This window comes from Vreelandella glaciei, assembly GCF_013415125.1.
GTDB lineage: Bacteria > Pseudomonadota > Gammaproteobacteria > Pseudomonadales > Halomonadaceae > Vreelandella > Vreelandella glaciei.
In genome coordinates this window covers 35,859-50,557 of the sequence record NZ_JACCDE010000029.1, presented here as the reverse complement: position 1 = coordinate 50,557, position 14,699 = coordinate 35,859, and the positions used below count along the sequence as shown (strand labels likewise).

General features: G+C 57.2%; 8 protein-coding genes. 7 read left to right on the top strand and 1 reads right to left on the bottom strand.

Going from position 1 to position 14,699, the window contains the following annotated elements:
• Nucleotides 1–249 precede the first annotated feature (249 nt).
• Nucleotides 250–624, bottom strand: coding sequence for an AAA family ATPase (locus tag HZS80_RS17730; RefSeq protein WP_281662234.1), 375 nt, complete (start codon nucleotides 622–624; stop codon nucleotides 250–252).
• 309 nt (nucleotides 625–933) lie between these two features.
• Between HZS80_RS17730 and HZS80_RS17725 the strand changes: the two genes are divergently transcribed.
• From HZS80_RS17725 to HZS80_RS17695, 7 genes are all read left to right on the top strand, one after another.
• Nucleotides 934–1,461 (top strand): RNA polymerase factor sigma-70, encoded by a 528-nt coding sequence (locus HZS80_RS17725; RefSeq protein ID WP_179916803.1) that lies wholly within the window; start codon nucleotides 934–936, stop codon nucleotides 1,459–1,461.
• A gap of 123 nt (nucleotides 1,462–1,584) precedes the next feature.
• A complete protein-coding gene (locus HZS80_RS17720) occupies nucleotides 1,585–1,794 on the top strand; it encodes a FecR/PupR family sigma factor regulator (protein ID WP_179916802.1) in 210 nt (69 codons plus the stop codon).
• A 253-nt stretch (nucleotides 1,795–2,047) separates the two neighbouring features.
• Nucleotides 2,048–2,293, top strand: coding sequence for an MbtH family protein (locus HZS80_RS17715; protein WP_144810397.1), 246 nt, complete (start codon nucleotides 2,048–2,050; stop codon nucleotides 2,291–2,293).
• Entirely contained in the window at nucleotides 2,283–3,023 is a 741-nt protein-coding gene (locus HZS80_RS17710; protein ID WP_179916801.1) for a thioesterase II family protein, read from the top strand. The genes HZS80_RS17715 and HZS80_RS17710 overlap by 11 nt, the downstream gene beginning before the upstream one ends.
• Nucleotides 3,001–3,738, top strand: a complete 738-nt coding sequence (locus HZS80_RS17705; RefSeq protein WP_179916800.1) for a 4'-phosphopantetheinyl transferase family protein — start codon at nucleotides 3,001–3,003, stop codon at nucleotides 3,736–3,738. The genes HZS80_RS17710 and HZS80_RS17705 overlap by 23 nt, the downstream gene beginning before the upstream one ends.
• A gap of 10 nt (nucleotides 3,739–3,748) precedes the next feature.
• A complete protein-coding gene (locus HZS80_RS17700) occupies nucleotides 3,749–4,750 on the top strand; it encodes a TauD/TfdA family dioxygenase (RefSeq protein WP_179916799.1) in 1,002 nt (333 codons plus the stop codon).
• A 45-nt stretch (nucleotides 4,751–4,795) separates the two neighbouring features.
• Nucleotides 4,796–14,698 (top strand): non-ribosomal peptide synthetase, encoded by a 9,903-nt coding sequence (locus tag HZS80_RS17695; RefSeq protein ID WP_179916798.1) that lies wholly within the window; start codon nucleotides 4,796–4,798, stop codon nucleotides 14,696–14,698.
• The last annotated feature ends 1 nt before the right edge of the window (nucleotide 14,699 follow it).

Below are 14,699 nucleotides of genomic sequence, written 5' to 3'. Positions count from 1 at the left end.
GCTGTACTCCGATGTCAATGTTGAGCAAGCTTAATGGCATTGGATCGGTTGATGAGTACGGCGCTGTGACTACTTGCTTACAGGAAAATGGGGCATATAAGGCGGTTGCCTGATCTAGTGATGAACAGGTATCACTCGTCCGTGCTTCCAACATCAAGCAGCTGTGTCATTGAGTGCAGTAGGTCTAAGCTAGGGTCTCCACCTCAAACGCCACAATCTGGCGCTCAACGCTGGAAAACTCCACGCCGATCAGGTGGATGGGTTTGCCATAGGCGCGGTGTTTATCGGCATAGCCTTTGTGTTTGATCTGCGCCAGCCTTCACGGCCCTGCATCACGCCATCGGCGAAGCTAATCCGAATCACCGGGTAGCGCTGTTGCCAGTCCCACTTGTCTTGAATATAGAGTCCTTCGAACAGCGCCTGCCGACCTTCAAACAGGCAGTGCAGGGTGTCCAGCAACAGGCTTTTGCCGAAGCGGCGTGGCCGCGATAGGAAGTAGTATTTATTCTGGTTAACTAGGCGCTCAATGTGCGGGGTTTTATCGACGTAGTAATAGTTGCCCTCGCGGATATCCGTGAACGTCTGAATCCCGATGGGGAGCTTGCGGCGATGGGCATCCGTCACGGTGGGTCTCCAGAGCAAAAAACAGCGATACGAGCAGCAGTAGTTTAGCATGCTCAGGGGCTGAAATGCCTAGCCACGAGTCGTCAGCGTGCCGAGTGTTGTTCGCAGCCTAAGGCAGAGGTGTTGGTGGCAATGAATGAAGTAACAAGTGCTGGAGAGGGGGGAGAAACATCTCATGCAGCAGTGCCGCCAACAAGCATATCGTTATAAAAAGTGATTTAGCTCTCACCAGTTGACTTACCGCGCCTTAACGCAAATAATAATTATTGCCATTTAATTTGTGGTGTAATCAAGGCAGGAGGCCGAGCTGTGGATACCCAGACCTGGAGCGCTGAGTTAGAAGATATCTTCGTTAATCAGCGGCCCCGGCTCTGCTGTGTCGCTGCAAGAGTCTTGGGCAATGCTGATCAAGCCGATGATGTCGTGCAGGATGCTTATCTGAAAATTTCAGAAGCAACCACGCTTTTTGAAGTGAGGCAGCCCATATCCTACGTGTCACGCGTGGTGCGCAACCTCGCCATTGACCGCTGCCGCCGTTCGGCGTTTGAGTTAACGTTGTTTGCAAAAGAAGAGGAGGGCGAGGCCGCCTCTTACGCGTCACACTCCCCAGAGGTGATCGCGATTGACCGCCAGGCCTTGGCACAGGTGGTGGACGCGTTGGACGAGCTACCCGAGCGTACGCGGCGCGCTTTTGAGCTCTACCGTTCGGGTAGTCATACGCAGCGGGAAGTGGCTCACTTGTTAGGTATTTCCACCACGTTAGTTAATTTTATGATTCGCGATGCACTAACTCATTGCCGCCAGTCGCTAAAAGGCCAGACGTTGTCAGGTCGGTAAGCCCACGTTCCGTCCCCTCTTTGTTGTCGCTTTGTTACAATGTCAGCAAATAGCGTTAAGAATATCAGACGCTTCCATAGGCAGGTAATAAGTAGGCCGCAATAGCGAGGTTTGACAATAACGATGGATAACGAAAGCGGCGATGATGCCGTTTGGCAAACAGCGCTAGATTGGCTGATGCGCGAGCATGAAGAGACGTTGAGTGATGCTGATCGCGAAGCGCTCCATGCGTGGCTAGCGGCTTCTTCTCAGCACCGCCAGGTATTTCATGAAGCCGAACAGCTATGGCTGTTAACGGGGATGATCCCAAGCGGTGATGAGCGCAGTGGATAAGTCACTGTTTTTTTAATCTCCTCCTTCGATTGTCAGGCTAACCCAATGGTCGCGAGCTAAAGCGGCCTCCCACAGGTGCCATTTTTAGCCTGGCAAGGGTAATTCTATGCCGACGCCCTAGCGACCCCCCTCCTTATTTTTTTCTATTTTCTTCCCCTCAGCATTAAATTTTCTGACGCCTCACTCGTCATTAAGTAATGAGAAGCAATTGCGTTTTATTTCTCATTTCTTAGGCAACGGTGAGGTTAGTCCCATGACAAGCTGTTTTGATCGTGAAGATGGTGTCTTCCGCGTATTAGTCAACCACGAAGAGCAGTACTCCCTCTGGCCAGAATGGAAAGCGATTCCCGCTGGCTGGACCGATACCGGTGTGCTCGGCGATAAGCCAACCTGCCTCGACTACGTCGAAAAGACCTGGACTGATATGCGGCCATTGTCGCTACGCCAGTGGATGGATGCGCAGGCCAAAAGTGAGGCGGAGCAGGTGGATGCAGGTTAAGCGTTTAAGACTGCTCTGCCTGCCCTGTGCCGGGGCTAGCGCCACCATGTATCTGCGCTGGAAGCGCCAGTTGCCCGCCTGGATCGAGGTGTATCCCGTCGAGCTGCCGGGGCGTGGTGAGCGTCTGGGTGAGTCGCTCATCGATGACTTCGAGACCCAGGTCGTGCGGCTGTGCGAAGAGCAAGCAACGCGGATGCGCGGCGACTTTGCCCTGTTCGGTCACAGCATGGGGGCGTTGTTGGCCTACGGCATGGCAGCTCGCTTGCGCGATGTAGGGCGACCTCAGCCGCGGATGCTGTTCGCCTCAGGCAGCGCGGCGCCCTCAATGCGCGACGCAGACCGCTTGGCGGGCCTTGATAATGACAAAGCCCTGATGGCGGATCTACGCCAGCAGGGCGGTACCCCAGAGGAAGTGTTCGAAAGTCCGGAGCTACTGCGCCTCACTCTCGATGTTTTGGCAGCGGACTATCGCCTCTGCCGCAGTTTCCGCTATCGCGGCGGGTCGCCGCTTGGTTATCCCTTACAGGTACTCGCAGGGCGCGATGACGATATCGAAAGAGAGCGTTTAGAAGCGTGGCAGCGAGAAGCGGGCGGGGCGCTCTCGTTGAACTGGTTCGAAGGAGGGCACTTCTTTATTCGCCAGCAGCAAGCACAAGTGCTGGAGACTATCGAACGGGCACTGACCCGACGGCTTGAGGAGGTGCCCCATGCAGCGCCTGCAGTTAGCTGAAGGGGCTCCTGAGGGGCTTGAAGTCTGGCGTTTATCGCTCGACCTGAACGCCCCGGTGGCTGACGAAGATGATCGGTTGCTGAGTCGAGCCGAGTGGCAGCGCGCCCAGCGGCTTCGCCGTCACGCCGATGTCGTACGCGCCGTGGCGGCTCGTGCGGCCCTGCGGCGATTGCTATCCGAGCACACCGGTATAGCGCCAGAAAAGCTGGTGTTCACTCAGAACGCTTACGGCAAACCAGCGTTGGAAAACGCTGATGGGCCTGCTTTCAATGTTTCCCACTCTGGCCATGTCGCCCTAATCGCGCTTGCTCCCGGTGGCGCAGTGGGGGTCGATATTGAGCGTTGCCGATCCGAGGCCGAACTGGCACCGCTGCAAGGGCTGGTGCTATCGCCGAGTGAGCAGCTCAACCACGCACGCGACAGCTCCGCGCTGCCCTTTATGGAGCGCTGGGTGGTTAAAGAGGCGGTGCTCAAAGCCCTGGGCCTGGGCATTGCTGATCATTTGCGGTCGCTCTCGATCTCGATCACTTCCTCTTTAGGGCCGCCAAACAGCTATCACCTTGAACACTCGCTTCCCGTTTCATCACCTTTGCAAGCATGGCCGCTGCCAGCGCCGAGTGGCTATGCCGCTGCCCTGGGCTATGTCGACAAAAGCTATGTCGACTCGGACTGTACCTGCTATGCCCATGGCAAACGCTATTCAACGACTTTTTAGGAGATCAATAATGGACAGCCAAAGCGCAACACCAACGCAACACGCCAACGTCATATCCAAACGTCAGGGGCCTGCTGATTCAGAGTTGCCCATTATGATTTCCCCCTCCTATCCAGGGCAGCCGCTGCTGGAAGCCTTTGGCGAGTTGCGTGGGGATATTGAGTCATTAGTGGCCAAAGTCGGCGGGGTGCTGCTAAGAGGCTTCGATGTTCCTTCCGTGGACGATTTTCAGCAGTTTGCTGCCGCCTTTGGTCATCCTCTGCTGAGTTATGAGTTCGCCTCAACACCGCGTTCAGCGGTTTCGTCAGGCATTTATACCTCGACCGAGTATCCCGCTCATCAACATATTCCCCTCCACAATGAGCAGGCTTACACCCGCGAGTGGCCGATGAAAATCTGGTTCCACTGTGTCACCGCTTCCCCCGAAGGGGGAGAGACGCCGATAGCCGATAGCCGCGCTATTTACCGCCGTATGCCTGCAGAGATCCGCGAGCGCTTTGCCCCCGGCATTCTCTACGTACGCAACTACGGCGATTTCGATATGCCTTGGCAAAAGGTGTTTAACACCGAAGACCGCGCTGAAGTGGAGGCATTCTGCCAGCGCGCGGGTATTCGCTGTGAATGGAAGCCCGATGGCGACCTGCGTACCACCCAGTTATGCCAAAGCATAGAGACTCACCCTGTCACCGGTGAGCAGGTGTGGTTCAACCAAGGCCATCTTTTCCATGTCTCCAACCTGCAGCCAGAAGTGCGTGAATCGCTGGAAGAGCTGCTCGACCCCGAAGACATGCCACGCAACGTTTTCTTTGCCGATGGCAGCCCCATCGACGATGCCATCTTCGATGAGATCCGCGGCGTACTGGCCGACGAAACGGTGATGTTCCCCTGGCAAGCGGGCGATGTGTTGATGCTCGACAACATGCTGGTCGCCCATGCACGCACGCCGTTCAAAGGGCCGCGCAAAGTCGTCGTCGCCATGGCGGAAGGTCACGGCAACCTCTCCAACGACTAAACATAACGCCTCATCTCACGGCCAGGAGCTTCAGCAGGTACGCATATGAATATTAGGCACGCCCAGACAATGAACAGCCACCCGTCCCATAACGTTGTTAACCTCAGCTTCGTTGAGCATTTAAGTCGCCTGGCCCGGGAAAGGCCCAGCGACAGGGCGTTGATTGTAGTGAACGCGCAAGGTGAGACCACCCTTGACTACGCTACCCTGGAGCGGCGCTCCCGCGCCCTGGCCAGCGAGCTCCAGCAGCGGTTCCCGGCTGGTGAGCGTGCCTTGATCCTGCTGGATAACGATGAGCACTACGTGGTGGCGTTCTTCGCCTGCCTGTATGCCGGGGTGATTGCCGTGCCGGTCTTCCCTCCAGAGTCGGCCAAACAGCAGCACCTGGCACGTCTGCTCGCCATTGCCGCCGACTCCCAGGCTGTTTGTGTGCTCACCTCTACAACGATTATCGATGTGGTCGCATCGGCAAGTGAAGGCTTCGGCAGCGCCGAACTGATCCCCGTAGATGCTGTAGATGAGAGCCGCGCTGAACACTGGGTAGAGCATCACCCAAAGCGTAGTGATATCGCCTTTTTACAGTACACCTCAGGCTCCACGGCCACGCCCAAAGGCGTTATGGTCAGCCATGGCAACCTAATGGCGAACGAGCGTGCTATCGAGACGGGCTTCTCGATTGGTGCCGACGATGTTTTCGTCAGTTGGCTGCCGCTTTACCACGACATGGGGCTGATCGGTGGCCTGCTGCAGCCCATCTATCGCGGTATCCCTGCGGTATTGATGAGCCCCACCTTCTTTTTACAGCGGCCGGTACGCTGGCTGGAAGCGATCTCCCGCCACCGGGGCACCATTAGCGGTGGCCCCGATTTTGCCTATCGGCTTTGTCTTGAGCGTATCCGCGACGAGCAGCTTGAGGCGCTCGACTTATCTAGCTGGCGGGTCGCGTTCTCAGGCGCCGAGCCGGTACGCCACGATACCCTCACTGGCTTTATTGAACGCTTCCGCCCAGCGGGCTTTGCCGCTGATACCGCAGCCCCCTGTTATGGCTTAGCTGAAGCCACGCTGCTGGTTAGCTGTAATCAGCGCGGTACGGGCGTGGTGGGCACGGCTTTTTCTCAACAGTTGCTGGCCGAGGGAAAGGCTGCCTCAGCGGTTGAAGGCAACACCCTGGTGGGCTGCGGCACGCCGGAACCCGGTCACGCTATCGATATTGTCGATCCTGAGGGGCTTCACTCGCTGCCCAGTGGTGAAGTCGGCGAGATCTGGGTCAACGGGCCCAGCGTGGCGCACGGGTATTGGCAGAACCCAGAAGCTACAGCGAAAGCCTTTGTCACCCGCGATGGGGTCAGTTGGCAGCGCACCGATGATACTGATGGACAGAACCACGATGCTCGCGATGATCGCTGGCTGCGCACCGGCGATCTAGGCTTTCTGCACGAAGGGCAGCTGTATATTGCTGGGCGTATCAAAGACCTGATCATTCTGCGCGGCCATAACGTCTACCCCCAGGATATCGAAAGCGCTATCGAAGCCGAGGTGGAAGCAGTGCGCAAAGGGCGCGTGGCGGCTTTTGCAGTGACCACCCCCGAAGGCGCCGAGGGGATTGGTGTCGCGGCAGAGGTCTCCCGCGGCATACAGAAACTAGTTCCCGCCGAGAAGTTGGTCGAAGCGCTAAGCGAGACGGTGGGGAGCGCTTGCCACGAGCCGCTTTCGGTAGTGTTACTGCTTAACCCAGGTGGCCTTCCCAAAACCTCCAGCGGCAAGCTACAGCGCAGCGCCTGCCGCCAAGGCTGGGAAGCGGGCAGCCTGGATGCCTACGCCATTTACGCCTTTGGGCATTTTGTCAGCGGCAGCGACGATGGGGACGCTAGTGGTGGCGAGTCATCACAATCTACTGCGGAAGCTGGGAGCGAAACAGAGCAGACGCTAGCGACGCTCTGGCGCCAAGTGCTGGGAGACAACAAGGAGGCGCCACTGGGAAACAATGCCCACTTCTTCGCCAGCGGGGGTAATTCTCTGGCGGCGGTGCGCCTAGCCGCCGCCATCAGTGATCACTGGGGCGTCGAGCTATCGCTGCACTCGCTGTTCGAACAACCGCGCTTGTCTGCCATGGCTAAAGCGATCGAAGCACGTTTGGCGGTATCATCGGATCAACGAGGGATGGCCATCCCCCGTCTTGAAGATGATCAGCGTCAAGGCGATATACCGCTGTCAGAAGGGCAGCGCAGCCTATGGCTGACGTGGCAACTCGATCCCCAGAGCGCTGGTTACAATATGGCAGGGGCACTGCATCTCAAGGGGGTGTTGGAACCAACAGCGCTCAATGCAGCGCTGGAAGCCCTCGTACAACGACATGATATTTTACGTACTTACTACCCCTTGAGTGAGGCGGGAGAACCTGTTCAGCGGCTAGCGCAGGATTGGCATCCTGAGTTGATTTGTAACGAGATGCCCGGTGATACCGTGGATGAACAGGAGCAGGCACTGCATGACGCACTCATTAAACTGGCCCGGAAGCCTTTTGACCTGGATCAGGCGCCTCCTTTAAACATCGCCCTCTACCGCTTGTCCACGGAGCACCATGTGTTAGCTGTCGTGCAGCACCACATTGCTGGCGATGGATGGTCAGTACAGGTGCTCATCGATGATCTATGCGCACTTTATGAGGGTGCGTGCACACAGCAAGAAGTCAAGCTTGCACCACTGCCAGTACAGTTCGCAGATTATGCGGTTTGGCAGCAGCGTCAGCAGCATAGCAGTGAGAGACATAGTAGTGAGCGGCAGGGCCAACTTACTCACTGGTGTGAACGCCTCTCCGGGGATCATCCCCCGCTAGCGTTGCCCTTGGATCGTCCACGCCAAGCGCTGTCCGCACCGAGCGAAGGCCAACTGCGCTTTACGCTTCCCGGTGAGTTGAGCGAGCAGCTACGTAGCCTAGCCCGTGAAAGAAACGTTTCACTCTACGCCGTGATCTTGGCGCTATTGAAGCAGACGTTGTATCGCTTTAGCGGTGAGACAGATATCAAGGTAGGGGCGCCGATTGCCAATCGGCATAAAGCCGAGCTTCAGGGCTTAATTGGGTACCTTATCAATGTCGTTGTGTTGCGCACTCAGATTGATCCCACTGGAAATTTCGAACGTTTGTTAGATGAGGTGAACGCTACCCTGATCGATGCCCAGCTGCATCAGGATGTCCCCTTCGATCAAGTGGTGGAGGCGCTACAGCTCGAACGGCAACCGGGGGTACATCCAATATTTCAGGTGAAGTGTACTCAGCAGGAAATGTGGCAGGCGGAGCGTCACGTGGCTGGCCTGGCCATTCAAGCCGAGCAGGTATTCACGGGCATTGCTCACTTCGACCTGAGTCTCGATTTTTGCGATGAGCCCGAGGGAATAGCAGGTCTATTCGCTTACTCCGCAGAGCTATTCGATGCCACCACGATCGAGCGCTTCTGTCAGGCATTCCGGTTCCTGGCCGAGCAGGTCGTCGTTGATCCGCGGTCTCACATAGCGATGCAGTCGCTACCTGAGCCTATCTCCGTGTTGGAAGGAAACCAAAGCGAGATTCTCACTCAGGCTATACCCACCCTGCTGTCGAAGATGGTGGAAGCTAATGCTGATGAGTTAGCCGTAGAGGATAGGCAACACCGTTATACCTATGCCAGTTTGGATGCTCAGGCCCAACGGTTAGCGGCAGAATTAATGGCAGAAGGCGTCGGCCCTGAAGTACGCGTTGCCATTCACGCCGAGCGCTCGTGTGAATACGTACTCGGTATCCTCGCTGTACTTAAAGCAGGCGGGGTCTTCGTGCCGCTTGATCCACAACTGCCACCGGAGCGCTTGGCCTATCAATTGGCTGATAGTGGCGCTCGCTTACTACTGAGCAGTACGCCTTGCGGCTGGAGTGATGACGTTCCGGTAATGGAGCTGTCGTTTATCGACGATATTCCGGCTGCCGTAGAGCACGAACTGCCGGTCATTCATCCCCAGCAGACCGCCTATGTGATCTATACCTCTGGCTCCACGGGCAAGCCTAAGGGGGTGGCGGTTAGTCACGGTGCGCTGGCCAATTACGTACAGGGCGTTCTGGAAGCGTTGGCGCTACCAGAGGGAGCCCGCAGCATGGCGATGGTCTCGACGGTGGCGGCGGATCTAGGGCATACCGTACTGTTTGGTGCCTTGTGCACCGGCCGCGCCTTGCATCTAATTTCACCGGAATGTGCCTTCGACCCGGATGCCTTTGCGGCTTATATGCGTGAACAGCAGGTGGATGTACTCAAGATTGTGCCCAGCCACCTGCGAGCACTGCTGAGTGCGGCAACCCCGGCTGACGTGCTTCCGCACGAGCGCCTGATTCTGGGCGGCGAAGCGACCGACTGGGCGCTACTGGAACGTATCGCCGAACTCAAGCCAACCTGCCGGGTGCTTAATCACTACGGCCCTACGGAAACCACGGTAGGTATTCTCACCCAGCAAGCCGACATGGCCGATCGAGCTGCCAGCACGCTGCCGATCGGTACACCGCTGGCCAATGCTCGGGCCTATGTGCTCGACCCCTGGCTTAACCCGGTGCCGAAGGGCGTTGCCGGCGAACTCTACTTGGGTGGCCCAGGACTGGCTCAAGGCTATCTGCAGCGGTTGGGGCAAACGGCGGAACGTTTTGTTGCCAGCCCCTTCCAAACGGGGGAGCGGCTCTATCGCAGCGGTGACCTTGTGCGCCAACTGGCCGACGGTAGCCTGGAGTTCCTTGGACGTGTAGATGATCAGGTCAAGATTCGCGGCTATCGGGTGGAGCCGAGCGAGGTCGCTGCCCTGTTGCGCGACCAGCCAGGGGTCTCGGAGGCCGAAGTGGTCGCTCGGGAAAATGAGGAAGGACGCGCGCAACTGTACGCTTATGTGGTGATGGCAGCCGGGAGCGACGTTGAAGATGCTGTGTTACTCGCGCAGCTTGGCGAGCGCGTGCCGGACTATATGGTTCCCAGCGCCCTGGTACGGCTGGAGGCTCTGCCACTAACCGCCAATGGCAAGCTGGATCGCAAGGCGCTGCCCGAGCCAGTGCAAGCCGGTAGTGGTAAAACCTTTGAAGCGCCCCAGGGAGAAGCAGAAGAGACGTTGGCAGCGGTCTGGGCTGACGTGATCGGCTGCGAGCAGGTGGGGCGCAACGACAACTTCTTCGAGCTGGGTGGTGACTCCATCCTCAGCTTGCAGATCGTCGCGCGCTCGCGCAAGCGTGGCTACAAGGTAACGCCCAAGCAGTTGATGGAAGGGCAGACCATTGCCGCAGTGGCGGCGATGGCCACGCCTCTAGCTGCTACCGCCCCTAAACAAGCGGCTGCGCCCAATAAGGCTGCTTCCTTTGCGCTGCTACCGGTACAGCGCTGGTTCTTCGAGCAGAACTTTGCCGAGCCACACCACTGGAATCAGTCGTTGATGCTGGAAGCGGTCAGTGGTGTAGATACCACACTGCTACGGCGTGCCATTGAGGGAGTGGAAGATCACCATGGTGCCTTGCGACTACGCTTTGAGCGCGTTGGCGATAGCTGGCAACAAGCCTATGGCAAGCTAGCCGACGATCTCTTCGAGCACGTGGATTTAAGCGATCATGCGGATCCGGCGCAGGCCATCACCCAGGCTGCCGATGCTGCGCAACGCAGTCTGAGTTTGGCGCGACCGTTCCGTGCTATCTGGATGGCACTGGGAGGCGAGCGCGGCGGGCGATTGCTGCTAGTGGCTCACCACTTGGTGGTAGACGGCGTCTCGTGGCGCGTGATCCTCGACGACCTGCAAGCGGCCTACACGCAGTTAAGTGCAGGCAAGACAATCGACCTACCACCGGCAACCACCTCGCTAGATGAGTGGGTTCGCGGCCTGGCCGACTACGCCACATCGGAGGCGTTGGCTGAGCAACGCCCTTATTGGGAAAGCATCGTCAAAGAGCCAGAGCCTAGCCTACCGGCACATAATCCCCGTGGCAGCAACACCGTCGCTGATACCGCATCGCTCGTTGGCAGCTTGCCTACCGAAGCGACCACGCAACTGCTGGGGCCGGTGCATAAAGCCTACCGCACCCAGGTGGATGACCTGCTCCTCACTGCACTTTCGAGCGCCCTGTGCCAATGGGCGGAGCGAGACAGTGTACTAATCGAACTGGAAGGCCATGGTCGCGAAGACCTGTTCGACGGTGTCGATCTCAGTCGCAGCGTAGGTTGGTTCACCTCGCTCTACCCGGTTCGCCTGACGTCAGATAACGGGGAACCTGGTTCGAGCCTAAAAGCGATCAAGGAGCAGCTTCGCCAAGTGCCCGATAAGGGGCTCGGCTACGGCGTACTGCGCTATTTGAAAGAAGAGCCCGCGCTGGTCGGTGGTGCCTACCCCCAGGTCACCTTCAATTATCTAGGCCAGTTGGATCGCTCCCTACAGGGCGATGGGGCCTGGCGGCTCGCTAAAGAGAATGCAGGGCAGGCTCGCGCGCCGCAAAGCAAGCGCCGTACCTGGATTGAGGTGGTGGCCTGGGTTCAAGATGGCCAACTGCGCTTCGACTGGAGTTACAGTCGTGAGATTCACAGCGAGGCAGCGATACATGCCTTGCAAGTAAGCTTCCAAGCGCAACTAGAGGCATTGATTGAGCACTGTGCTAGTGGCGTTCGTGGCGCAACACCTTCGGACTTCCCGCTGGCGGGGCTGAGTCAAGGGCAGCTTGACGGCTTGCGATTGGATGTCGCCAATGTTGAGGACATCTACCCGTTGGCGCCGATGCAGCAAGGGCTGCTATTGCATACCCTGCTCAATCCAGGTGCTGGTATGTACATGATGCAGGATCGCTACCGGTTTGCTTCGCCTATCGACGTCAATGCTTTCGAGAAAGCCTGGCAGCGAGTCGGCGAACGGTATGAGGTTCTACGTACAGGGTTCGTATGGCAAACCGAAGAGATACAGTTGCAGGTGGTGTATCGGCAAATTCCTTCACCCGTGGAATATATCGATTGGCGCGGTATTGACGAGGATGAGGCTGATCGGCGCTTGGCGGTGTTATTGCGTCAGGAGCTTGATGATGGCTTCGACCTGGAACGGCCATCATTGCTAAAGGTACGCCTTATTCAACTGGCGGAGAACCTGTTCTACGTCGTACAGAGTTTCCACCATATTCTGATGGATGCCTGGTGCCGCTCCCTGTTGCTCAGCGATTTTTTCCACTACTACGATTACGATGCCTATCGTCTCAGGACGAATCAAGAGTTGACGCAACCAAGGCCGTATCGTGATTTTATCGCTTGGTTGCAGCAGCAGGATGCCAATGTGCTACGCAACTATTGGCAACATGAGCTTGAAGGTTTCGATGAGGTAACGCCGATTCCTTATCTTAAGCCGCACGGTTCGCACGACAGTGTTGCCACGGTGGCTGATGTATTCTCCTCGCTCTCCCACGATGAGAGTGCAGAGCTACAGAACGTTGCCCGACAGCATCAATTGACTGTCAATACGATCGTACAAGGGGCATGGGCACTGCTGTTAGGGCGGCTTTCCCAGGTGGATGACATCCTATTCGGCGTGACAGTGGCTGGGCGCCCGCTAGAACTGGAGGGCATACAGGAGACGATGGGGCTGTTTATCAACACGATTCCCCTGCGTGTGTTAGCCCCTTCGCCGCAAACATCTGTCCTTGATTGGCTGCATGCGCTATTGGCGAAAAACCTGGAGATGCGCCAATACGAGCATCTACCGTTAGTCGAAATTCAATCGTTGGGAGAGCAGTCACAAGGACGCAGTCTCTTTGATAGCCTCTTTGTATTCGAAAATGCGCCGATAGATGCCAGCATAACGGAGAAAATCCATGATCTTCATGTGTCTATCAAGGGCAACCGCACCCACACCAATTACCCCTTGACCGTAGTGGTGGTGCCTGGCGAGCAATTGATGCTGCAGCTCTCCTACGACGCCCGAAAGTTTGACGATTCCGAGGTCGAGAGGCTGCTCTCGGGCTTCCGTCAAATTCTCTTGCACATTATTGACAGGCCTGATGCTCCCTATCATGAATTGGACGTATTGCCTGTTAATGAGATGGAGACACAGCGGGCGCAATGTAGAGGGCAGTCGGTTGCTTATCCCTTTGAGCGAGGTTATATCGACCTGTTCCGTGAGCAGGTACGACAGCATCCACGCCAAGTTGCCGTTCGCCATCAGGGAGACACACTCGCTTATGATCAGCTAGAGGACACCTCCAATCGCATTGCCCAAGCACTGCGGCAAGCAGGGGTGAAGAAGGATAATGTCGTAGCTCTGCATGCCGAGCGCGGCCTAGCGTTGCCAAGCATGATTCTGGGTACGTTCAAGGCTGGCGGTGCGTATCTAGCGCTGGATACCCGACTTCCTGATCAACGTATCGCCGATATGCTGGCGTCAAGCCAAGCATCGGTTCTGGTTGCCACTGCTGAGCAAACACCGCGCCTCGAAACTGTGCTTGAATCCATGCCCAACCCGCCGCGGATGCTCGTGTTCGAGGATCTCGTCACGGCGGAAGGACTAGAGGGGGATGCCGCTGTAACGGCTCACCCTGATCAGGCCGCCTACATTATCTATACTTCCGGCTCAACCGGTGAACCCAAGGGTGTAGTGGTCAGTCACCGTGGCATGCTCAACAACCAGTTGAGCAAGGTTCCCTACCTGGATCTGTCGGCCAGCGATGTTATTGCTCAGACCGCAGCGCTGAGTTTCGATATCTCCGTCTGGCAAACGCTGGCGGGGCTGTTGTGTGGTGCTTGCATCGAGATTGTGCCTGATGAGATTGCACGCGACCCCAGTGCGTTGCTTCCTTATGTGCGCGACAACGGCGTCACGGTGCTGCAAAGCGTGCCCGCACTGATCCAGGGAATGTTGAACACTGTCTCAGTCGACCTGCCAGCACTGCGCTGGCTGCTGCCCACAGGTGAAGCCTCCACCTCCGAGCTAGTGCGCCAATGGTTTGCGCGCTATCCAGCGATCCCATTGGTCAATGCGTACGGCCCTGCTGAATGTGCCGATGACGTATCCCTGCACTTGCTGCGTAGTGGCAATGATGAGCACTCAGCCGTATTACCGATAGGCAAACCGGCCGATAACACCCAGCTAATCGTTCTCGACAACCAACTGAACCCACTACCAACGGGGGTGAGTGGCGAACTATATGTCGCCGGTGTCGGTGTTGGGCGGGGCTACCTGAACCAGCCGAAGCTGACGGCGGAGCGCTTCGTGCCCAACCCGTTTGCCGATGTGCCCGGGGAAAGGCTCTACCGGACAGGCGATCTGGCCCGCTATCGCACTGATGGGGTGCTTGAATACATCGGACGCACCGATCAGCAGGTCAAAATACGGGGCCAGCGTATTGAGTTGGGAGAGATAGAGTCTCGGTTGGTGGAATTCGATGTTATACGAGAAGCGGTAGTGGTGGCCCAGGAAGGGCCGGGAGGAGCCAGGTTGGTGGCTTATGCCGTCGCCCAGCCACATGAGTTGATCGATACTGCCGAGCTACGCGAACGCCTGGGACAGGTAGTGCCCGACTATATGGTGCCAAGTATGGTGGTGATGCTTGATGCCTTGCCACTAACGCCCAACGGCAAGGTGGATCGCAAGGCATTGCCCGAGCCCGACTTCTCCAGCAGCTCGCAATACGAGCCACCCCAAGGTGAGATTGAAGAGACGCTGGCGGCGATTTGGAGCGAGGTGCTGAGTGTCAAGCGGGTAGGGCGTCACGACAACTTCTTCGAGCTAGGGGGGCACTCGCTGTTGGCACTAAAGGTGCAAGCTAGAGTAGAAGAACATTTCGATATACGTCTCCCTCTCCGCAGCTATTTCGAACACGCTACATTGGCCTCTATGGGTGAGCCCATTCAGGAAAGCAGGGGAGGTGCGGAAGAGAACGAGAGCGCACAGCTCGAAAAGATGGCAGCGCTACTAGATGGAATGGAGAGCTGAT